At 71.1% G+C, this 21,988-nt stretch carries 16 protein-coding genes; 8 read left to right on the top strand and 8 right to left on the bottom strand.

Annotated features, from left to right (window positions below; translation table 11 throughout):
- Positions 1-27 precede the first annotated feature (27 nt).
- A complete protein-coding gene (locus J3S20_RS15170) occupies positions 28-3,198 on the top strand; it encodes an efflux RND transporter permease subunit (protein ID WP_216837331.1) in 3,171 nt (1,056 codons plus the stop codon).
- Positions 3,199-3,251: 53 nt separating this feature from the next.
- A complete protein-coding gene (locus tag J3S20_RS15165) occupies positions 3,252-4,229 on the top strand; it encodes a ketopantoate reductase family protein (protein ID WP_216837330.1) in 978 nt (325 codons plus the stop codon).
- Here the strand turns inward: J3S20_RS15165 and J3S20_RS15160 are convergent.
- Positions 4,226-4,657: a SprT-like domain-containing protein gene (locus J3S20_RS15160; RefSeq protein ID WP_216837329.1), complete on the bottom strand. Its 432-nt coding sequence runs from the start codon at positions 4,655-4,657 to the stop codon at positions 4,226-4,228. The genes J3S20_RS15165 and J3S20_RS15160 overlap by 4 nt on opposite strands.
- Positions 4,654-5,388 carry a DUF2786 domain-containing protein gene (locus J3S20_RS15155; RefSeq protein ID WP_216837328.1) on the bottom strand — a complete coding sequence of 245 codons (735 nt, stop codon included), beginning with the start codon at positions 5,386-5,388 and terminating at the stop codon, positions 4,654-4,656. Before J3S20_RS15155 ends, J3S20_RS15160 begins: the two co-directional genes overlap by 4 nt.
- A 73-nt stretch (positions 5,389-5,461) precedes the next feature.
- On the opposite strand from J3S20_RS15155, the gene J3S20_RS15150 reads away from it, so the two are divergent.
- Entirely contained in the window at positions 5,462-6,406 is a 945-nt protein-coding gene (locus J3S20_RS15150) for a ring-cleaving dioxygenase (protein ID WP_216837327.1), read from the top strand.
- 1 nt (position 6,407) lies between these two features.
- On the opposite strand, the gene J3S20_RS15145 is transcribed toward J3S20_RS15150, so the two are convergent.
- Entirely contained in the window at positions 6,408-7,091 is a 684-nt protein-coding gene (locus J3S20_RS15145; protein ID WP_216837326.1) for a cysteine hydrolase family protein, read from the bottom strand.
- On the bottom strand, positions 7,088-7,984 hold the full coding sequence (locus J3S20_RS15140) for a polysaccharide deacetylase family protein (RefSeq protein WP_246602841.1): 897 nt from the start codon (positions 7,982-7,984) through the stop codon (positions 7,088-7,090). The genes J3S20_RS15145 and J3S20_RS15140 overlap by 4 nt, the downstream gene beginning before the upstream one ends.
- A gap of 70 nt (positions 7,985-8,054) precedes the next feature.
- Between J3S20_RS15140 and J3S20_RS15135 the strand changes: the two genes are divergently transcribed.
- Positions 8,055-9,116 (top strand): TRAP transporter substrate-binding protein, encoded by a 1,062-nt coding sequence (locus J3S20_RS15135; protein WP_216837325.1) that lies wholly within the window; start codon positions 8,055-8,057, stop codon positions 9,114-9,116.
- A 183-nt stretch (positions 9,117-9,299) separates the two neighbouring features.
- On the opposite strand, the gene J3S20_RS15130 is transcribed toward J3S20_RS15135, so the two are convergent.
- Entirely contained in the window at positions 9,300-10,568 is a 1,269-nt protein-coding gene (locus J3S20_RS15130) for a hydantoinase/carbamoylase family amidase (RefSeq protein ID WP_216837324.1), read from the bottom strand.
- A gap of 11 nt (positions 10,569-10,579) precedes the next feature.
- Here J3S20_RS15130 and J3S20_RS15125 point away from each other — a divergent pair, with 11 nt between their 5' ends.
- Positions 10,580-12,091 (top strand): amidohydrolase family protein, encoded by a 1,512-nt coding sequence (locus J3S20_RS15125; RefSeq protein ID WP_216837323.1) that lies wholly within the window; start codon positions 10,580-10,582, stop codon positions 12,089-12,091.
- Here J3S20_RS15125 and J3S20_RS15120 read toward each other — a convergent pair.
- Together J3S20_RS15120 and J3S20_RS15115 are read right to left on the bottom strand one after the other, a co-directional pair.
- Entirely contained in the window at positions 12,088-13,398 is a 1,311-nt protein-coding gene (locus J3S20_RS15120; RefSeq protein WP_216837322.1) for a TRAP transporter large permease, read from the bottom strand. The genes J3S20_RS15125 and J3S20_RS15120 overlap by 4 nt on opposite strands.
- On the bottom strand, positions 13,395-13,994 hold the full coding sequence (locus tag J3S20_RS15115) for a TRAP transporter small permease subunit (protein WP_216837321.1): 600 nt from the start codon (positions 13,992-13,994) through the stop codon (positions 13,395-13,397). The genes J3S20_RS15120 and J3S20_RS15115 overlap by 4 nt, the downstream gene beginning before the upstream one ends.
- A 99-nt stretch (positions 13,995-14,093) precedes the next feature.
- Between J3S20_RS15115 and J3S20_RS15110 the strand changes: the two genes are divergently transcribed.
- Genes J3S20_RS15110 through J3S20_RS15100 form a run of 3 tightly spaced genes read left to right on the top strand, consistent with a single transcriptional unit; the run spans position 14,094 to position 18,702 of the window.
- Positions 14,094-15,431, top strand: a complete 1,338-nt coding sequence (locus J3S20_RS15110; protein WP_216837320.1) for an NAD(P)/FAD-dependent oxidoreductase — start codon at positions 14,094-14,096, stop codon at positions 15,429-15,431.
- On the top strand, positions 15,431-17,011 hold the full coding sequence (locus tag J3S20_RS15105) for an ABC transporter substrate-binding protein (RefSeq protein WP_216837319.1): 1,581 nt from the start codon (positions 15,431-15,433) through the stop codon (positions 17,009-17,011). Before J3S20_RS15110 ends, J3S20_RS15105 begins: the two co-directional genes overlap by 1 nt.
- Complete coding sequence (locus J3S20_RS15100) at positions 17,008-18,702, top strand: gamma-glutamyltransferase family protein (RefSeq protein ID WP_216837318.1); 1,695 nt, start codon at positions 17,008-17,010, stop codon at positions 18,700-18,702. The genes J3S20_RS15105 and J3S20_RS15100 overlap by 4 nt, the downstream gene beginning before the upstream one ends.
- Here the strand turns inward: J3S20_RS15100 and J3S20_RS15095 are convergent.
- Positions 18,684-21,971, bottom strand: coding sequence for a DEAD/DEAH box helicase (locus J3S20_RS15095; RefSeq protein ID WP_216837317.1), 3,288 nt, complete (start codon positions 21,969-21,971; stop codon positions 18,684-18,686). The two genes, J3S20_RS15100 and J3S20_RS15095, sit on opposite strands and share 19 nt — an antisense overlap.
- Positions 21,972-21,988 lie beyond the last annotated feature (17 nt).

Genomic DNA, 21,988 nt, shown 5'->3' with positions numbered 1-21,988 from the left:
AGCCGCGATTCACAAGGTTCCCGCGCCATGCGCCTCGCCCGCTTCTTCATCGACCGCCCGGTCTTCGCGGCGGTCATTTCCATCGCCCTCGTGCTGGTCGGCGCCATCGCGGCGCTGCGCCTGCCGGTGGCCGAATACCCCGAGATCGCGCCGCCCACGGTGCAGATCACCGCGACCTATCCCGGCGCCTCCGCCGAGACCATCGCCCAGACGGTGGCCGGCCCCATCGAGCAGGAGGTGAACGGCGTCGACGGCATGCTGTACCTCACCTCGCAATCCACCGGTGACGGGCGGCTGTCCGTCAGCGTCGTCTTCCGCCAGGGCGTCGATGTCGACCAGGCGCAGGTGCTGGTGCAGAACCGCGTCGCTGTGGCGGAGCCGCGGCTGCCGGAGGAGGTGCGCCGGCTGGGCATCACCGTGCGCAAGGCCTCGCCCGACCTGCTGATGGTCGTGCACATGACCTCGCCGGACGGAAGCCGCAGCGCGGAATACGTCTCCAACTACGCGACGCTCGCCATCAAGGACCGGCTCTCGCGCATCGACGGCATCGGCGATGCGCAGGTCTTTGGCGCCCGCGACTATGCGATGCGGGTGTGGCTGGATCCGGACCGCGTCGCCGCCCGCGGCCTGGCGCCGGGGGAGGTGGTGCAGGCGCTGCAGCGCGCCAATGCCCAGGTCGCCGCCGGCGCCATCGGCCAGGCGCCACGTTCCGACGCTGCCGGCGCCTTCGAGACCAGCGTCCAGGCCCAGGGCCGGCTGGAGACGCCGGAACAGTTCGACGAGCAGGTGATCGCCACCGGCCAGGGCGGTGCGCCCGTGCGGCTGCGCGACGTGGCGCGCACCGAGATCGGCGCCGCCGACTATTCGGTGAACGCGCTGCTGAACAACCAGGTGGCCACCGCCATCGTCATCTTCCAGCGCCCCGGCAGCAATGCGCTGGAGACCGCGGCCGCGGTGCGCGCCACCATGGAGGAAGCGGCCCAAACCTTCCCGCCCGGCATCGGCTGGAGCGTGGTCTACGACCCCACCCGCTTCATCGCCCAGAGCATGGAGGCGGTGCTGGTCACCTTCGCCGAGGCCGTGGTGCTGGTGGTGCTGGTGGTGATCCTGTTCCTGCAGAACTGGCGCGCCGCCGTCATCCCGCTGCTGGCCATTCCGGTCTCCATCATCGGCACCTTCGCGGTGCTGCTGATGCTGGGCTTCACGCTGAACACGCTGACCATGTTCGGCCTGATCCTCGCCATCGGCATCGTCGTCGACGACGCCATCGTGGTGGTGGAGAATGTCGAGCGGCACATGGCCGATGGCCTCTCGCCGCTGGAGGCGACGCGGCGCACCATGGACGAGGTCGGCTTCGCGCTCATCGCCATCGCTTTGGTGCTGGTGGCCGTCTTCGTGCCGACCGCCTTCATCACCGGCATCTCGGGCGCCTTCTACCAGCAGTTCGCGGTGACCATCTCGGTCGCCACGCTGCTCTCGGCGCTGGTCTCGCTCACACTCTCGCCGGCGCTGGCCGCGCTGCTGCTGAAGCCGCATGGCCACACCAAGCCGCGCGGGCTGATGGCGCCCATCGGCCTGTTCTTCCGCGGCTTCAACTGGGTCTTCGACCGCATGTCGCTGGGCTATGGCGGGTTGACACGGCGGCTGGTGCGGCTGCCGGCAATCCTGCTGCTGCTCTATGCCGGGCTGCTGGCGGCCACCGGCCATTCGGTGCTGACCACGCCGACCGGGCTGATCCCGCAGCTCGACCGCGGCTATTTCATCGCCGCCTTCCAGCTGCCGCCGGGCGCCAGCCTCAGCCGCACGGATGCGGTGGTGCGCCGCGCCTCGGACGCCATCCTGGCGACACCGGGCGTGGAAAGCGCGGTGGCCTTCGTCGGCTTCGACGGCGCCACCTTCACCAATGCGCCGAATACCGGCGTGGTCTTCGCCAGCCTGAAGCCTTTTGCCGATCGCACGGCGGAGGGCCTGACCGGCAACGGAATCCTGGCCGATCTGCAGGGCCGGCTGATGGGCGAGGACCTGGCCCAGGTGCTGGTGCTGCCGCCGCCCTCCGTCCCCGGCATCGGCACCGGCGGCGGCTTCAAGCTGATGATCCAGGACCGCGCCGGCCGCGGGCCACGGGAGCTGGAACGCGCCACCCAGCAGGTGCTGGCCGCCGCCAATGGCGCGCCCGGCATCGCCTTCGCCTTCAGCCTGTTCAACACGGCCACGCCGCAGATCCGCGCCGAGATCGACCGGTCCCGCGCCGAGATGCTGGGCGTGCCGATCTCCCGCGTGCATGAGGCGATGGGCATCTACATGGGCTCCGCCTTCGTCAACGACTTCAACCTGCTGGGACGCACCTGGCGGGTGACGGCGCAGGCGGACATGCAGCACCGCATGGGGGTGGAGGATATCGCGCGCCTGCGCACCCGCAGCGACGATGGCGGCATGGTGCCGCTGGGCAGCATCGCCACCTTCCACGAGACCTCCGGACCCTATCGCGTGCCGCGCTACAACCTGTTCCCGGCCGCGGAAGTGCAGGGCGCGGCGCTGCCCGGCATCTCCACCGGCCAGGCGATCGCGGCGATGGAGGAGGTGCTGCGCACCAGCCTGCCAGAGGGTTTCGGCTATGAATGGACGGAGCTCGCCCTGCAGGAACGTATCGCCGGCAATACCGCGCCGATCGCCTTCGGCATGGCCGTGGTCTTCGTCTTCCTGGTGCTGGCGGCGATGTATGAAAGCTGGCTGCTGCCGCTGGCGGTGGTGATGATCGCGCCGATGTCGGTGCTGGCGGCGCTGGTGGGCGTCGGCTTCTCCGGCCTCGACAACAATGTGCTGGTGCAGGTCGGGCTGGTGGTGCTGGTGGGGCTTGCCGCGAAGAACGCCATCCTGATCGTCGAATTCGCCCGCGCGGCGGAGATGGCGGGGGCCACGCGGTGGGAGGCGGCGGCGGATGCGGCGCGCACCCGGCTGCGGCCGATCCTGATGACTTCGCTCGCCTTCATCCTCGGCGTGCTGCCGCTGACCGTGGCGACGGGGGCGGGCGCCGAGATGCGCCAGAGCCTGGGCATCGCGGTGTTCTACGGCATGCTGGGCGTGACGCTGTTCGGCCTGTTCTTCACGCCGCTCTTCTACGTGGTGGCGCGCGCCATGGCGCGCCGCACGAAGCCGGCGCCGGCGCTGCATCCCTCGCCCGAAGCCGGGGGGGCTTGAGCTTCCGCGCGTCCCGGTCCGCAATGTGCCCCTGAATCGAGGAGTCTGGGGCCATGCGGATCTGCATCTTCGGCGCGGGCGCCATCGGCGGCTTCATCGCCGCCTATATGGCCCGCGCCGGCATCGAGGTTTCGGTCGTCGCGCGCGGCGCGCATCTGGCGGCCATCCAGGCCAAGGGGCTGACGGTCGAGACCCGCGACGAAAGTTTTACGGCCCAGGTGCGGGCCAGCGCGGATCCGGCGGAGTTGGGGCCGCAGGACGGCGTCTTCGTCACGGTGAAGGCGCCGGCCCTGCCGGGCGTGGCCGGCCAGCTCGCCCCGCTGCTGGGGCCGGAGACGCCCGTCACCTTCCTCACCAACGGCATACCCTGGTGGTACTTTCGGGGGCATGGCGGTGAATGGGACGGGCGGCCGCTGCCGACGCTCGACCCCGGCGAGGCCATCTGGTCCGCTATCGGGCCGCGTCGCCTGGTGGGCGGCATCGCCTGGCCGGCCAGCAGCGTGCCGGAGCCGGGCCTCATCCGCATGATCGACCCGCGCAGCCGCCCCACGATCCTGGGCGCCCCGGATGGCTCCGACATGCCCGGCGCGCGGCTGCTGGCCCAGGCGTTGGAGACGGCGACGCTGCCGGTGGTGATCGACAACCGCATCCGCGACCGGATCTGGGAGAAGCTGGCCTTCAACCTGAGCGCCGGCCCGCTGACCGTGCTGACCGAAACGCCGGTGCGCGCGACGCAGGTAGAGCCGGCGCTGGTCGAGGCCTCCCGCCGCATCCTGGCCGAGGTCGCGGCGCTGATCGCGGCGCTGGGCTGCCGTGCCGAGATCGACGTGGCACGCATCCTCGACCAGAACAGCCGCCTCGGCCACCGCCCCAGCGTGCTGCAGGACCTGCAGGCCCGCCGGCCGATGGAGGTGGAGGCGTTGTACAACGTGCCGCTGGAACTCGCCGCGCTGACCGGCGTGCCGATGCCGACGCTGGAGATGCTGGCGGCGCTGATCCGGGTGAAGGCGCGGGAATACGGGCTGGCCTAGTCGCGCAGCAGGGCGGGCCGGGCATCGGGATTCCAGGCGATGCCGGCCTCGGCGAGCGATTGGGCGAGCATGTCGCGATCCAGCCGCGCATGCCGCACCAGCAGATGCACATAGAGGCCGACGAAATCCGCGCCGTGGTCGCCGGCGCGGCCGTCATCGGGATCGCAGAGCGCATGCGCGATCTCATGCAGCAGCACCCAGCTCGGCAGCTCGTCCGGCGCCTCGATGGCCAGGCGGCTGCCGGTGGCGAGTGTGGCGCGGGTCGCCTTGCGGTGGCGCATGCGGGGCGGCCAGCGCAGCCCCTCCGCGGCCCAGACATGATCGACCAGCGCCTGCATGTGCTCGAAGCGCACCACTGACCGGTCGCGGGGCGCCACCACGCGATCCTCCCAGGCATAGACGCGGCGCGCCACGGCGTCGCGGCTCACTTCGGCAGCAGGCCCCGCCCGGCGCCGGCGCCCACCGGCCGTTCCAGGCTCACGCGCCTGCCCGCCTCCTGCCCCTGCCGATAGGCGGCGCTGTCGCTGACCCGCCGCGTGGTGGAACGCGAGCGCAGCCGGATGCCGAGATCGCGAAACGCCTCCGCGATCCGCTTCTCCTTCGCCACGACCAGCGCCGTGCCGGTGCTGCCCGGGCTGCGCGCCGCGGCCTCCGCCGCCTGGCGATGCTGCGCCAGCTCCTCCAGCCGGTCGGAGACCCGTTCGGCAAAACCGTAGCGGAAACTGCGCAGCCGCTGCTGCGTAGTCTGCCGGCTGCGCTGGAAGGCGGCGCTCGCGCGAAACACCTGCTCCTCATGGTCCACCGCGCCGGCCACCAGGTGCAGCAGGTATTCCCCCATCAGCACATCAGGCTCCAGCCCGAACAGCACCATCTCGTTGCGTCCGTTCATCCAGCCGCGCGTCTCCGTCAGGCGGATGATCGCCATGAAGATGATGGTCACCGCCTGCAGCCGCGGCCCGGTGATGGTGACGCTGCGCTGGATGCAGGCCTCCTCCCGCAGCTCCACCTCGGACATGCTGAGGCCATAGACTTCCAGCAGCTCGCCCACCTTCTGCGCCGCGATCATCGCCTCGGCCTCGGAGCAGCCGCGGTCGATGGTCTTGGCGGCCAGGGCGCGGATACGGCCCTTGACCTTCTCCAACTCTGTCCTTTGCGTCATGTCCCGCGCGGTGTCTCCTGTATGGCCTGCTGCGGCACCCCATATCGGGCGCCATGCGGGCGAGGAGAATAGGATGCAGCTGCACGGACTTCATCACCTGACGGCGGTTTCGGCCGATGCGCCGGGCAATCATGATTTCTACACCCGAGTCCTGGGCATGCGCATGGTCAAGAAGACCGTGAACCAGGACGATGTCAGCGCCTATCACCTGTTCTACGCCGATGGCCTGGCGAGCCCCGGCACCGACCTGACCTTCTTCGACTGGCCCGTGGGACGCGAGGTGCGCGGCACCCACGCGATCGTGCGCAGCGGCCTGCGCGTGGCCGGCCCGGCGGCACTCGACTACTGGGCGGCGCGGCTGGCGGAGCATGGCGTGCGGCACGGCGCGGTGCAGACGGTGGATGGCCGACTGCAGCTGGAATTCGAGGATCCGGAGGGCCAGCGCCTGGCCCTGGTGGATGATGGCGGCGCCGGCGAGGCGCATGCCTGGGCGCGCAGCCCGGTGCCGGCGGAAAGCCAGATCCGCGGCCTCGGCCCCATCACCCTCAGCGTGCCCGATCTGCGCCCTTCCGCCCTGTTCCTGACCGAGGTCATGGCGATGCGCGAGGCGCGTCGCTACGAGGCGCCGGATGCGCCCGGCACGGCGGTGCATGTCTTCGAGATGGGCGAGGGCGGGCCGGCGGCGGAGCTGCATCTGCGCGTCGAGCCGCACCTGCCCCAGGCGCAGCCCGGCGCCGGCGGCGTCCATCACGTGGCCTTCCGGGTGAAGGATGACGAGTACGGCTACTGGGTCGACCGGCTGAACCGCCTGCGCATCCCTTCCAGCGGCCCGGTCGATCGCTACTACTTCCGCAGCCTCTATACGCGGGAGCCGAACGGGATCCTGTATGAGATCGCGACCGATGGCCCCGGCTTCGCGGTGGATGAGCCGATGGAGACGCTGGGCGAGGGCCTGGCCCTGCCGCCCTTCCTGGAACCGCGCCGCGCCGAGATCGAGCGGGGCCTGAAGCCGCTGTGACTCAGGCCTTCCGGGCGAATTGCGGCGCGCTGGCGTCCCAGATCGCCCGGATCTCGGCGGCCGGCAGCACGTCGTAGCGGCTGCGCTGCACGAGCAGGGAGGCTTCGTGCAGCGCCGGGTCGTGGTTCGCCACCGCATCCTCCACCACCACAGGGTAGTAGTCGTAGAAGCCGGCGTCGCGCGCGGTGGATTCGACGCAGCCCTGGGTGATGAAGCCGCAGCAGACCACGGTGCGGATGCGGTGGACCCGCAGCAGCATGTCGAGATTGGTGCCGACGAAGGCGCTGCTGCGCCATTTCTGCACCACGATATCCGTGCCCGTGGGCTGCAATTCCGGCACGAATTCCGCGCCCCAGCTTCCGGCCAGGCACACTTCCGGCTCCTCGGTGATGCCGTTGCGCACCGTCAGGAAGCGCAGCCAGGCCGGGGAGGTGGAGCGGCCATTCGCCAGCTTCTGGTTCTGGATGAAGAAGACCGTGACGCCGGCCGCCCGCGCCGAATCCACCAGCCGGGCGCAGGCTTCGATGGCGGCGGGCATGGTCGACATGTCCTTCCCCGCGCGGGCGAAGATGCCGCCCTCCGCGCAGAAATCGTTCTGCGGGTCGATGACGACCAGCCCGGTATGCGCAGGGTCCAGCAACTCGTGTGTCTCGGTGAAGACCTCCTGGTTGTCGATGGTGATCATGGCGTGGCTCCGCGTGGCATTGTGGCGTGCAGGTGGTCCGCAATGTCGCGCCGCCGCGCGACCCAAACATCCTCGCCGCGGGCCTTCAGTGCCCGCAGAATGCCCTCCACCGCGCGGAAGCGCGCGGGCCGGCCGCAGATGCGCAGATGCAGGCCGATGTTGAGCAGTTTCGGCACGCCGCGCGCGCCTTCCTCGATCAGCTGGTCCATCGCGGCTTCCGCATAGCTGACGAAATGCTCCGGCAGCACGAAGCCGTTGGGGTGGAAGAACTTCATGTCGTTGCAGTCCAGCGCATAGGGCAGCACCAGCATGTCGCCGTCCCAATAGGGCAGGTCATCGTCGAAGGCGTTGCTGTCGTAGCGATAGCCGTGCTTCGCCAGCAGCCCGCGTGTCCAGGCGGAGGCGCTGCCGCGGCAGAAGAATCCCACCGGCCTTTCCCCTGTTGCGGCCTCGATAGCTGCCGCCGAGCGCAGCAGCGCCGCTTCCTCCTCCGCCTCGCTGGTGTAGTCCGCATGCGGGCGCCAGACCCAGCCGTGATTCGCCGCCTCATGCCCGCGCCGCACCACCTCCGCCGCCAGCGCCGGCGTGCGTTCCACCGCGCGGCCGCACATGAAGAAGCTAGCCTTCACCCCATGCCGGTCGAAGGCCTCCAGGAATCGCGGCAGCCCGGCGCGCAGGCCATAGCCAAAGATGCCTTCCTGGCCGAGGTCGCGGCGGCCGGGCGGGACCACGCTGATGACCTCGCCGATGCGCTCATTCTCCGCATCCCCGGCCTCCACCGCCATCTCCGCCCCTTCCTCGTAATTCACCACCAGGGAGACGGCGAGCTTCGCGCCGCCGGGCCAGGCGATGCGGGGCGGGTTCAGGCCGTAGCCGACCAGGTCGCGGCGCATGGGGAAACATCCTCACTTTTGGCCCGGATGTTGCAAGCCCCGTGCCGCATTCGCTGTCAGGAGAGTCGCCATGCTTCGCCTTTCGCGCCATCTCGCCGCCGGCTGTCTGGCCGTCGCTTCCGCCTTCGGCCTCGGTGCTCCGGTTGCGGCACAGACGCAGATCCCGCTGCGCGTCGCCGGCAATTTCAGCCAGAACACCAAGCATGTGGACGGTGTGGAGCGGCCCTTCTTCGCCGGCCTCGGCGCGGCCTCCGGCACCCCGCTGGCGGTGAACTACAACCCGCTGGACGTGCTCGGCATCCAGGCGGCGGACAGCCTCCGCCTGCTGCGCTCCGGCGCCTTCGATGTGATGAGCGTGCAGATCGGCATGGTGGCGCGCGACGATCCCTTCTTCGAGGGGCTGGACCTGATCGGCGTCTCCACCACCGTGCCGGAGCTGCGCCGCGCCGTGGAATCCTACCGCGAGGCCTTCGACCAGCGCCTGCAGCAGCGTTTCGGCACGCGGGTGATGACGCTCTGGCCCTTCGGCCCGCAGATCATCTACTGCAACGCGCCCATCAACTCCGTGCGCGACCTGCGCGGGCTGAAGGTGCGGTCCTTCACGCCGACCATGTCCGCTTTGCTGCAGCACCTGGGCGCCACGCCGGTGACGCTGCAGTTCAGCGAGGTCTATCCGGCGCTGCAGCGCGGCGTGGCGAGCTGCGCCATCACCTCCGCCACCAGCGGCAATACCGGCAACTGGCCGGAAGTCACCACCCATATCCTGCCGCTGGGCCTGTCCGGCGCCGTGCAGGGCCATTTCATGACCATGGCCGCCTGGCGCCGCTTCTCGCCGGAGCAGCAGACGGCGCTGACCCGCGAGTTCCGGCGCATGGAAGACGCGATGTGGGACATCGCCACGAACTCCAACGGCGATGCGCTGTCCTGCTCCACCGGCGGCGCCTGCAGCGAGCACAAGCCTTTCCGGAACACGCTGGTGACGGTGAACGAGGCCGATGCGGCGCTGGTGCGGGAAGCGGTGAGCGCCGTGATCCTGCCGACCTGGCGCGACACCTGCAACCGCGTCTGGGCGCAGTGCACCCAGACCTGGAACAGCACGGTGGGCGCTGCCCGCGGCTTCACCATCAACTGAGTGTCGGTGCGGCGCCAGCAGAAGCCCTCTCCACCCAAAGGGGGGAGAGGGTTTGGGTGAGGGGGGCGCGAGCTTCGCGCTTATGCTCAGCCATCGGCGCGTCCCCCTCAGCCAACCGTCGGCATATATGCCGACCCCCCATGAGAAGTGGGGGAGCGGGCTTTTCCAGCAAAGTTTCGGCGCTTACCCGAACCGCTTCACCGCGCCGGCGGCGATCCGAAAGGCGGCCGCAAAATCCCCCATCTCCATCGCCTCCTGCGGATTGTGGCTGCCGCCATCGTTGCGGATGAACAGCATGGCGGAGGCGATGCCCTGGCCCGCAAAAGTCGCGCAATCATGTCCGCCGCCGGAGGCCATCTGCAGCACCGGAATGCCGGCCGCCGCCGCCGCCTCGGCCAGCGCCGCGCGCAGCCGCGCATCCATCAGCGCGGGGGCGACATGCAGCGCCGGACCGTAATCCACCGTCACGCCGTGCCGCGCCTTCGCCTGCGCCGCGGCCTCGGCCAGCCAGGCCTCGGCGCGCGCCAGCGCCGCCACATCCTCGCTGCGAATATCGAGGGTGAAGCGCACCTCGCCGGGCACCCGCGTCGGCGCATGGCGCGTCGCATCGGTGAAGAACTCGCCGATGGTGCAGACCAGGTCGGTGCCGGCGGCCTCCTCCGCCGTCCAGAATGCGTCGAGCCCGGCCACCAGCCGCGCCGCCGCGATCACGGCATCGCGACGGCTTCGCCGCGGCGCGCCTCCCGCATGGGCATCCTGCCCAATCGCGCGGCAGTTCCGGTGCCGCAGGGACCCGCGGATGCCGGTGACGATGGCGGCGGGGATGCCGGCCTCCACCAGTTCCGGCCCCTGCTCGATATGCGGCTCCAGGAACCAGGCGATGCGCTCGGCCGCCAGGCTGGCGCGGCCGGCGCGGATGAAGTCGGGGTCGAAGCCCTCCTCCGCCATGTGGTCGGCCAGCGTCCGCCCCGTATCGCTCCGCCGCAGCGTATCGGGCGCCTCGCGCGGCAGAATGCCGAAGGCGGCGCGGCTGCCGAGGTAGTTGGCGGGGAACCACACCATCTCCTCCGCACGGATCGCCAGCACCGTCAGGTCGCGTGGCAACCGCCGGCCGAGATGCCGCAGCCGCGCCGCAACGGCCAGGCCCATGGCGACCCCCGCCGCGCCATCGAAATTGCCGCCATGCGGCACGCTGTCCGCATGGCTGCCGATCATCCCCGCCGGCAGGCTGCGATCCTCGCCCGGCAGGGTCATGAACAGCGTGCCGATCGGGTCCACGCGCACCTCCAGCCCCAGCTCCTCCGCTGCCTCCCGCGCCCTTGCATGCGCCAGGCGCTCGCCGGGGCCGTAGGAGGCGCGGGTGACGCCGGGTGCATCCAGGCTGCCCGCGCGGATCGCCTCCAGATAGTCTTGGGCCAGATCCAGCGCGCGGGATTCGGCGGTGAGGGTCATGGAGAACTCCGATGAGCGGTGACGGCGGCATCATCCTGACGGCGGAGGCGCTGATCGCCGGTGCCACGGATCCCGCGGCGCGGGAAGGCATGGGCGTGCTGGTCGCGGAGGGGCGCATCACCGCCATCGCGCCGCTTGAGGACCTTGCGGCGATGGCGCCGGGCGCGGAACGCCTGCATCTCGAACACTGCGTGCTGATGCCGGGCCTGGTGAATGCGCATCAGCACGGCCGCGGCCTGACGCAATTGCAGCTCGGCTTCCCGGACATGATCCTGGAGGCCTGGCAGACGACTAAGCGCCGGCGCGGCTGGCTGGACCCGGCGGCGATGGTGCCGCTGGCGGGGATGCAGATGCTGGCCTCCGGCATCACCGCCACGATCCATGCGAACACCACCTGGGGCGCCGCCGGCCGGCAGCCGGACGACCTCGCGCGCACCATCGCCGCCTACGACGCCGCTGGCCTGCGCGCTTTGGTCGGCATCGGCGCGCAGGACCGCGCCAGCCTGGTCTTCCCGGCCGAGGACCAGACCGGCTTCGTGGCGGGCCTGCCGCCCGAATTGGTCGAACTCGTCGGCAACCCCGACCCGCCGATCTTCGCCACCACGGCGGAGGAAGCGGCCGCGCTGTACGACAGCCTGTCCGACCAGCTGCCGAGCCATGGCCGCATCACGCTCGCCTTTGCGCCCGCCGGCCCGCAATGGGTCAGCGACGCGCTTTTCGCCGGTATCGCGAAGGCCGCGCACGCCCGCGGCGGCGTGCCGATTCATATGCATGCGCTGGAAAGCGTGGCGCAGGCGGCGGCGGCACGGCACCTCTACCCTGAGGGCACGCTGGCGCGGCTGGAGGCGCTGGGCGTGCTCGGCCCCGCCACCTCGCTTGCCCACGCCGCGCAGCTGACGCCGGGCGATATCTCGGTGGCGGCGCGCAGCGGCACCATGCTGGTGCGCAACCCGGCGAGCAACCTCCGCCTCGGCTGCGGCATCGCGCCGCTGGCAGCCTATTGGGCGGCCGGGGTGGGCGTCGCGATCGGCACGGATTGCCAAGCGATGGATGACGAGGAGGATCTGTGGAAGGAGCTCCGCCTGGCGGCGCGCTTGGCCACCGAAGCCTCCTGGCAGGCGGCGGGGCCGCCGGATGCGGCCACGCTGCTGGCCATGGCGACCACGCAGGGCGCGGCCGCCATGGGGCTGGCGGGCCGGGTGGGGCAGCTCGCGCCCGGCTGCGCCGCGGATTGCATCGCCGTCGATCTGCGGCGCGTCCGCGGCGTCTATGCCGACCCCTCCGTGCCGCTGCTGGACCTGCTGCTGGCGCGGGCCGATGCGCGGGATGTGCGGCTGACCATGGTGCAGGGCCGCGTGCTGTATCGCGACGGCCACTTCCCGCATCTCGATCCTCAGGCCATCGCCGCCGCGGCGGCCGAGGCAGCGGCGCGCGCCCGCGCGCCGTGGAGCGCCGGGCGCGAAGCGGCTGTCGCCGCGCTGGTGCAGGCCGTGCGCGCGCATTACGCGACGCGCGCGCCCTAATCGAACATCATCCCCGGCAGCCACAGCGCGATGCCGGGGAAGGCGATCAGCAGCAGGGTCAGCAGGATCATCACGCCCAGGAAGGGCAGGGTGCCCTGGATGACCTGACCCACCGAGCCGCCCCGCCGGATGCCCTGAACCACATAGAGGTTCATGCCCACCGGCGGCGTGATCAGCGCGATCTCGCACATGATGACCAGGAAGATGCCGAACCAGACCGGATCGACGCCGAGCGCCACGACGATGGGGAAGACGATGGGGATGGTGCCCACCATCATCGACAGCGTCTCCAGGAAGCAGCCGAGGATCAGGTAGAAGACGAACAGCACGAACAGGATGCCGATGGGCCCGACGCCGAGCGAGGTGACGAAGGACGACAGCGCCTGCGGCACGCCCAGGATGCCCAGCACGAAGTTCAGGTAGAAGGCGGCGGCCACGATCAGCACGATCATCGAGGTGACGGTCACCGTCGTCTCGAAGCAGGCATGCAGCATCGAAAGCTTGAAGCGGCCGTAGAACATCGACAGCAGGAAGGCGAAGACCACGCCGACGGCCGCGCTTTCCGTGGGCGTCGCCCAGCCGGCATAGATGCTGCCCATCACCACGACGAAGAGCGAGACCGGTGCCGCCAGCCCGCCCAGCGCGCGCAGCCTTTCGCCGAGCGGCAGGCGCGGCTCCGGCGCGCCTGCCAAGGCGGGCTTCCACAGGCAGACCACCGCCGTCATCGCCATGAACATCGCCGTCAGCAGCAGCCCCGGCACCACGCCCGCGGCATAGAGCTGCCCGACCGAGGTATTGGTCATGGCGCCGTAGATGATCATGTTGATGGAGGGCGGGATCAGGATGCCCAGCGTCGATCCCGCCGCGATCGTGCCCAGCACCAGCCGCGGGTCGTAGCGCCGATCCTCGAAGGTGGGCAGCGCCACCGTGCCGATTGTGGCCGCCGTGGCGACGGAGGAACCTGAGACGGCGGCGAACAGCGCGCAGGCGCCGATATTGGTGTGCAGCAGCCCGCCCGGCAGCGGCCCCAGCCAGACCGAGAGCGCCTTGTACATCCGGTCCGTCGCGCCGCCGCGCACCAGCAATTCGCCCAGCAGCACGAAAAGCGGCACGGCGAGCAGGGTGAAGCTGTCCGTCGCCCCCCAGAACTGCGTGCCGATGGCATTGATGACCGGCCCGCCCAGATAGAGATCCGCCCCCAGCAGCGCGATGGCACCCATCACCACGCCGATATGCAGGCCGGTGAACATCAGCGCCAGCATCAGCACGAAGCCGATGGCGGCCTGGGCGATTCCGAAGCCGCTCATGCCGCGGGTTCCTTCGTCTCGGCCGCGATCTCCTCCTCCACCGTGGGCGGGCCGTACCAGGCATTCACCTGCCCGACCCGGCCGCGCAGCAGCAGCGTGGCGGCATGCAGGGCGAGCAGCGTCGCCACCAGGCCGAAGACCGCCAGGCCCGCGAACCAGACGCCCTGCGGAATCCACAGCGGCACCTGCAGCGGGCTGGTGGAGACGGACATGAAGTCGATGCTGTCCGCCACCTCCGCCCAGGCGCGCCAGGCGACGAAGCCGGCGAAGGCGGCGATGGCGATGGCGGCCAGCACATGCGCCACGGCGCGCGGCCAGGCGGAAAGCCGCACCAGCAACAGGTCGATCCGCGTATGCCGCCGGGCGAGCAGCGTATGGCCGAAGCCGAAGGCGCAGAGCCCGGCCAGCGTATACCCGCCGATCTCATCCGTGCCCTGCAGCGAAAGGCCGAAATAGCGCCGCGCCACCAGGTCGGCGCAGACCAGCAGGCTGTAGCCCAGCAGCCACCAGCCGGTGAGCAGGATGAAGACGCGCGTCACCGGCAGAAGCCGCCGCGCCAGCGGATTGTCAGCATGAAAGGCGGATGAGGAGGCCATGGACACCTGCTGCAAAGGTGTCCTGGCTTAGCAACTTCAATGCCACCCGCCCGGCCTTCCCGGGTTGACGGCGGCGCCCGCGCCGCCGAGGCTGCCCGCATGACAGGCCCCGACGCCCTCTTCGCGCCTGGCTTCCGCGAGACGCCCTATTGGTGGGAGGCCGCGCCCCCCGCGCCCGCCGCGGCGCCCTTGCCCGATATCGCGGAGGTGCTGATCGTCGGCGGCGGCATCGCCGGCCTTTCCGCGGCGCTGGAACTGGGCCGCCAGGGCGTGAAGGCGCTGGTGATCGACCGGGAGACGATCGGCTGGGGCGCCTCCTCGCGCAATGGCGGTGCGCTGTCCGGCGCCGGCAGCCTGGGCAAGGTGCGCGCCGACCTGGCTGAGGCGTTTGGCAAGCAGCTGGTCGCCGAGATGGTGGAGGAAGGCGAAGCGGCCTATGAGGAATTCGCCGCGCTGATCGCGCGCGAAAATCTCGTATGTGATTTCGTCCGCAGCGGCCGCTTCGTCGGCGCGCATGCGCCCAAGGCGATGGAGGGGCTGAAGCGCCGGGCAGAGATGCTGAACGCCGCGACCGGCGCGGAGGAGGCTTTCGTCGTGCCGCGCGCCGCGGTGGCGGAGGAGATTGCCACCCAAAAATATCACGGCGGCATGGTGATGCTGCGCGCGGGCGGGCTGCATCCGGCGAAATACGTGCGCTCCCTGGCCGAGGCGGCGGCGCGATATGGCGCCACCCTCGTCTCCGGCGTCGCGCTGCAATCCTACGCCCGGCAGCCGGATGGCAGTTTTGTCGCCGCGACCGACAAGGGACGCATCGCCGCAAAACATCTGGTGCTGGCAACCAATGGCTATACCGGCGCGGCGACGCCCTGGTTCCGCCGCCGGCTGATCCCGGTCGCCAGCTACATGATCGCGACGGAAGAGCTGGGCGAGGACCGCGTGCGCCGTGCGCTGCCGAAACTGCGCGTCTATGGCGATACGAAGAAGATCCTCTACTATTTCCGCCCCTCGCCGGACCATCGCCGCATCCTGTTCGGCGGCCGCGCCAGCTTCGTGCAGACGGATCCGCGAAGGGCGGCGGCGACGCTGCATCGCTTCCTGGTGGACCTGATCCCGGACCTCGCCGGCGTGCGCATCACCCATGGCTGGAAGGGCAATGTCGCCTTCGCCTTCGACATGATGCCGCATGTCGGCATTCAGGACGGCGTGCATTACGCGCTGGCCTGCAATGGCAGCGGCGTGGTGGGGATGACGCATTTCGGCCGCGTCGTCGCGCGGCAGATCCTGGGCGGATCCAACCGCGTCTCCGCCTTCGCCCGGCTGAATTTCCCGACGAGGCCGCTCTACACCGGCCATCCCTGGTTCATGCCGCTGGTCGGCACGGCCTATCAACTGCGCGACCGGCTGGATGGCTGGCGCGTCACCAAAGGAGGCGTCTGATGCGGTCCAACACTTGGTCCCGGCTGCTGGCGCTCGCAGCGCTCTGCCTGCCGCTCTCGGCGCCGGCCGGCGCGCAGACGCTGACCATGGCGGTGCAATCCACCTTCGGCATCGACCCGCACTTCTTCTTCAACGGCCCGAACATGGCCGCCGCGCGCCACATCTACGACACGGTGATCAGCCGCGACGAGAACAGCCGCCAGGTGCCCGGGGCGGTGCAAAGCTGGCGCGCGGTGGAGCCCACGATCTGGGAGCTGAAGCTGCGCCCCGGCGTCACCTTCCATGACGGCTCCCCTTTCACGGCGGAAGACATCGCCTTCTCCATCGCCCGCATCCCGAATGTGCCGGGCAATATCGGCCCCTATACCATCAACCTGCGCACCATCGACCGCGTCGAGATCGTCGATCCGCTGACCGTGCGGCTACATACCAGCGAGCCGAATCCGCTGATCCCCGGCCAGATGACGAATGTCTTCATCGTCTCCGCCCGCGCCGCGGCGCAGGCGAGCACGGAGGATTTCAACCGCGGCCGCGCCGCCATCGGCACCGGCCCCTATCGCGTCGTCGGCACCGGCGTCTCGCCCAGCGGCATGCGGCTGCAGCGCAATGAGAGCTACTACGGCACGAAGCCCGCCTGGGCCGAGGTGGATGTTCGCGTCATCGCCAATGACGCGGCGCGCCTGGCCGGCCTGCTCGCCGGCGATTATGACCTGATCGAGGATGTGCCGCTGAGCGACCTGTCGCGGCTGCGTCGGGAAGGGCGCGTGAACATCGCCAGCCGTCCGACCGACCGCATCATGTACCTGTCGCTGAACGTGGCGCCGGATCCGCTGCCGCTTGTGGTGGACGGCAATGGCCAGCCGCTGCCGGTGAACCCGCTGTCCGATGTGCGGGTGCGCCGCGCACTCTCCATGGCCATCGATCGCAACGCGCTGGTCGAGCGCGTGATGGAGGGCCAGGCGGTGGCCTCCGCCCAGCTCACGCCCGAGGGTTTCGGGGGCTACGACCCGGCGGTGCGCGTCACGCCGGCCGATGTCGCCGGCGCACGCCGGCTGCTGGCGGAGGCCGGCTATCCGGATGGCTTCGGCCTGACCATCTCCTGCTCCAACGACCGCTACGTGAACGATGCCCGCATCTGCCAGGCGGTCGGCCAGATGCTGTCCCGCGCCGGGCTGAAGATGACGGTGGATGTTACGCCCAGCACGGTCTTCTTCCCGCGCATCCGCCCGGCCCGCGTGCTGCTGCCGATGCATTTCGTGGGCCGGTCCTTCTCCTCCGGCGATGCCACCTACGTGCTCTCCACCTCCTTCCACACCCGCGACGTGCCCCGAAACCTTGGCGGTGCGAACCGCAGCGGCTTCAGCGATCCGGCCGTGGACGCCATGGTGCGGGAGGTGATGGTGCGCATGGATGAGGGGCGGGAGGCTGCGGTGCGCCAGGCGATGCACCGAGTGCAGGACCTGCACGTGCAGATCCCGCTCTATGTGCAGATGTCGGCGATCGGCACGCGGCGCGGCATCACCTATACGCCGCGGATGGATGAGCAGGTGGTCGCCGTCCACGCCCGCCCGGCGCCATGACGGGCCGCCCCACCCTCTACGGCACGCGCCACGCCGTCTCCGCCGGCCACTACCTGGCCACCGCGGCGGGGCATGCGGTGCTGGAGGCGGGGGGCAATGCCATCGATGCCGGGGTGGCAGCCGGCATCACGCTGGGCGTGGTGCAGTCGGACATCGTGAATGTCGCCGGCGTCGCGCCCATCATCCTGCGCACCGCGGCGGGGCAGGTGGAGACCATCGCCGGCCTCGGCCATTGGCCGAAGTCCATTCCCGCCGATCTCTTCCTGCGCGAACACGGCGGCAAGATGCCGCCGGGCGTGCTGCGCACGGTGGTGCCGGCGGCGCCCGATGCCTGGATCACGGCGCTGCAGCGCCACGGCACGATGACCTTCGGCGAGGTCGCCGCCGCCGCCATCCGCCATGCGCGGGATGGTTTTGCCATGCACCCCACCATGGCGAAGAACCTGGTTCAGAAATTCGACTCCTACATGCGCTGGCCGAGCACCGCCGCGATCTACCTGCCCGGCGGCAAGCCGCCCGCGGTGGGCCAGAAATTCGTGCAGGCCGATCTCGCCGCCATGCTCACCTACATGGTGGAGGAGGAAGCCGCCGCCGTTGGCGACCGCGCCGCCGGCCTCGCCGCCGCGCATGCCGCCTTCTACCGGGGCGACATCGCCGCCAAGATCGTCGCCTTCCAGCAGGAGCAGGGCGGCTATCTCGCGCGCGAGGACCTCGCGAATTTCCGCAGCCGCATCGAGCCCGCGGTGACGCGGATGTGGCGCGGCCATGCCATCTCCACCTGCGGCCCCTGGTGCCAGGGGCCCGCGCTGCTGGAGGCGCTGCTGGTCGCCGAGCGCATCGGCTTCACCGGCCTCGCACACAACAGCGCCGCATACCTGCATGTGATCGCGGAGGCGCTGAAGGCCGCGCTGGCTGATCGCGAATACCACTTTGGCGATCCGGCGATGGCCGATGTGCCGCTGGACCAGCTGCTCTCCGCCACGCACATCGCCGCCCGCGCCGCCGGCTTCCGCGCCGAAGCCGCCTGCCCGGACATGCCGCCGCCGCTGATCGGCCATGGCACCGAACTGCCGCCGCTCATCCGCGAAAAGCCGCCGGAGGTGGAGGCCGATACCAGCTACGTCTGCGTCGTCGATCGCTGGGGCAACGCCTTCAGCGCCACGCCCTCAGACGGGTCCTGGAACGCGCCTGTGGTGCCTGGCCTCGGCATCGTGCCCTCCGCACGCGGCTCGCAGAGCCGGGTGGATCCCGCGCATCCCTGCGGCGTGGCGCCCGGCAAGCGGCCGCGCCTCACGCCCAACCCCGCCCTCGCCGTGCTGGCCGATGGCGGCGTCATGCCCTTCGGTACGCCGGGCGGCGATGTGCAGGTGCAGTCCATGCTGCAGGTGCTGCTGAACGTGCTGCATTTCGGCATGGAGGTGCAGGAGGCGATCGAGGCGCCGCGCATCGCGACCTATGCCTTCCCCTCCTCCTTCGCGCCCTTCGAGTATTTCCCGCGCAAGCTCGCCGTCGAATCGCGCATCCCCGCCGGAACGCGCGCCGCGCTGGCGGCGCTGGGCCATGAGATCCAGGCCTGGCCCGACTGGGCCTATGCCGCCGGCAGCGTGGAGGCGATCCGCATCGATCCGGCGACGGGCCTGATGGCCGCCGGCGCCGATCCCCGCCGCCCGGCCTATGCGATCGCCAGTTGAAGCGGCGCCAACGCCGCCAGCAGCGCCTGCGCCACCGCCAGCCGTTCCGCCGCCGTGCCGCTCGCCTGGCGCAGCAGCAGTCGGCCCTTCGACCATTCCAGCGCGGCGGGCGGGTCGGCCGGCACCTGGCGTGGCGTAGCCGCCGCGGCCGCCGGCCCCACCTCCAGCCGCGCGATGCCGAGGCGTCGGCAGGCGATGGACAGCCGCACCAGGGCGAACAGATTCTGCAAGGGCTCCGGTGGCGCGCCGAAGCGGTCCTCCATCTCATCCTCCAGCGCATCCACCGCCGCCGCATCGCCGTCCCGCAGCATGCGGCTCAGCCGCGCATGCACATCGACGCGCAGCGCCTCCTCTGGCACATGCGCCTCCGGCACGAAGGCATCGACGCCGAGTGCCAGGGACGGGCTCCAGATCTCCGGCGGCGTCTCCCCGCGCGCCACGGCCAGGGCGCGCTCCATCAGGTGGCGATACAGCTCCATCCCCACCAGCCGCACATGCCCGGCCTGCGCCTCCCCCAGCAATTCCCCGGCGCCGCGCAGATCCAGGTCGCGCAGGCTGATGGCGAAGCCGGCGCCGACGCGGTCCAGCGCTTCCAGCGTGCGCAGCCGGCCCTCGGTGGCGGGCGAGATGCGATGCGCGGGGTCGGTCAGCAGGTAGATCGTGCCGCGGTCCCGTCCGCGCCCGACGCGGCCGCGCAGCTGGTGCAGCTGCGACAGGCCGAAGCGGTCGGCGCGCCAGACCAGGATGGTATTGGCGCGCGGCACGTCGAGGCCGGATTCGACGATGTTGGTGGAAAGCAGCACATCCGCCCCGCCCTCGGCGAAGCGCAGCATGGCCGCATCCACCTCCGCCGCAGGCAGGCCGCCATGCGCGACGATCAGCTTCAGCTCCGGCACCAGCGCCGCGATGCGCTGGCGCAGCGGGTCGATATCCTCGATGCGCGGGCAGACGACGAAACTCTGCCCGCCGCGCCGCGCCTCTCGCCGCAGCGCCTGGGCCAGCAGCGCGTCATCCGGCGTGGCGCGCAGCGTGCGCACCGGCTGGCGCCGCGCCGGGGCGGTGGCGATCACGCTCAGCTCCCGCAGCCCGACAAGCGACGCCTGCAGCGTGCGCGGAATCGGCGTGGCCGTCAGCGTCAGCACATGCGGCGCGCCGGCTTCCCGAAGCTTGCGCAGCTGCGCCTTCTGGCGCGCGCCGAATCGCTGTTCCTCGTCGATCATCAGCAGCGCCAGGTCGGCGAAGTGGACGGAGGAAGCCGCCAGCGCCTGGGTGCCGATGGCGATCGCCACCTCGCCGGTCGCGATGGCGGCGCGGATCGCCCGCGCCTCGGCCGGCGGCGTCAGGCGGGACAGCGCCTCCACCCGCAATCCGGTGCCGGCGAAGCGGCGGCGGAAGCTTTCCAGATGCTGGCGCACCAGCACCGTTGTGGGCGCCAGCAGCGCCACCTGGTGGCCAGCCAGCGCGGCGATAGCGGCGGCGCGCAGCGCCACCTCCGTCTTGCCGAAGCCGACATCGCCGCAGACCAGCCGGTCCATCGGCCGGCCGCTTTCGAGATCCGCGCGCACCGCCGCCACAGCGGCGGCCTGGTCGGGTGTCAGCTCATGCGGGAAGCGGGCGACGATGGGCGCGAGTGCCTCCGGCGGCGCTTGCAGCACCGGCGCCTTCGCTGCGCGCCGCGCCTGCACGGCGGCCAGCAGGGCGCGCGCCGTCTCCGCCACCGCGGCCTCGGCCTTTGCCCGGCGCTTCGGCCAGCTCTCGCTGCCCAGCCGGTCCAGGCTCAGCCCCGTGGTCTCCGCGCCATAGCGCCACAGCCGGTCCAGCTCATCGAAGGGCACCAGCTGCGCCGCATCGGCGTAGTCGAGTTTCAGGCAGTCCAGGCAGGCAGCGCCGGTTTCCACCGACTGCACGCCGCGCAGCGCGCCCAGCCCGTGCTCGGCATGGATCACCGCATCCCCGGGCTGCAGGCTGGCGAAGGTGAAGGCGGCAAGCGGATCGGCGGCCTGGCCGCGCGGTGCCTCCGCCGGCGCGCGGATATGGCGCAGCGGCAGCACCACCGCCTCCGCCGTCGCGATGCCCGGCAGGTCGGCCGGCGCCGGCAGGATGGCCAGGCTGCCGGGCGGCAGGGCCAGCAGCGCCGGCCAATCCGCCACCGGCTGCGCGGGCCGGTTCAGCGCCTCCGCCAGCCGGGCGCCGAGCCGCCGCAGGCCGCTGCCGGGCACGCCCGCCAGCGCCAGGCGGGCGCCGCCTTCCAGCAACGCGCGGGCATGCGCCACCAGCGCGGACTCCGGCTGGCGGCTGAAATCGGGAAGGGGGTTTGGCGGGTCCTTGGGCGCCGCCAGTTGCACTGGCCTGCGGCCGGCCAGCGCGGCCTGCCAGGCGGCGGCATCCAGGTGCAGCGCCTCGGCCGGGGGCAGCGGCGGCGCATCGGCAGGGCGCAGGGCGGCATGGCCGCCGAAACCCTCCGCCACCTCTGCTCGGCGGCGCGCCAGCGCCTCCTCCGCCCCGGCATCCAGGATCACCTCGGCCTCCGGCCACAGCGCCAGGGGCGCGACCAGATCCTCGCTGAAGGCGGCGAGCGCATGTTCCAGCCCGGGCGGCCGCGCCTCCAGCAGCGGATGGCCGGGCGGCAGCACGAGTTCGGAGGCCGGGTTCAGCACCAACTCCGCCTCCGCCTCCTCCTGGCTGCGCTGGGTGACGATGTCGTAGCGATGGATGCCGAGCAGCCGCCCGGCCTCATGCCGCAGCCGGAGCGCCAGCGGTTCCTCGGCGCCGGCTGGCGTCACGTCGATGACGCTGCCGCGCAGCGCGACCTCGCCCGGATCGTCGACGCGGTCATCCAGCCCATAGCCCAGCCGCAACAGATCCTTGCCCAATGCCTCCACCTCCAGCGCCTGGCCGGGCTCCAGCCGCAGCGAGAGTCCCGGATCGGGCCGCGGCAGACGCTGCGCCAGCGCCTCGACGGACCCGATCAGCAGCCCGGCGGCGCCGCCCGAAGCCAGCGCGGCGGCCACCGCCATGCGCTGGCCCATCACGGCACGTGATGGCGAGACGCGGTCATAGGGCAGGCAGTCCCAGGCCGGCAGCAGCCGCACCGGCATTGCGGCCGGCGCCAAAGCGCGGGCGGCGTTATAAAGCCGCCTGGCGCGGCCTTCGCTGCGCGCCACGAAGACCAGCCCCGCTTCGCCTCGCTCCACCAGCCGCGCGGCCAGCAGCCCCTCCGGCTCCGCGCTCAGCGTCGCCGGGTCATCCTGGCCTTCCGTATCGCGCATCCCCGGTCCCATCCGCC

Origin of the sequence: Falsiroseomonas tokyonensis (assembly GCF_019024325.1) — a bacterium.
Classification (GTDB): Bacteria; Pseudomonadota; Alphaproteobacteria; order Acetobacterales; family Acetobacteraceae; genus Falsiroseomonas; species Falsiroseomonas tokyonensis.
The sequence above is the reverse complement of the archived record's forward strand: the minus strand, read 5'-3'. Positions and strand labels throughout refer to the sequence as shown.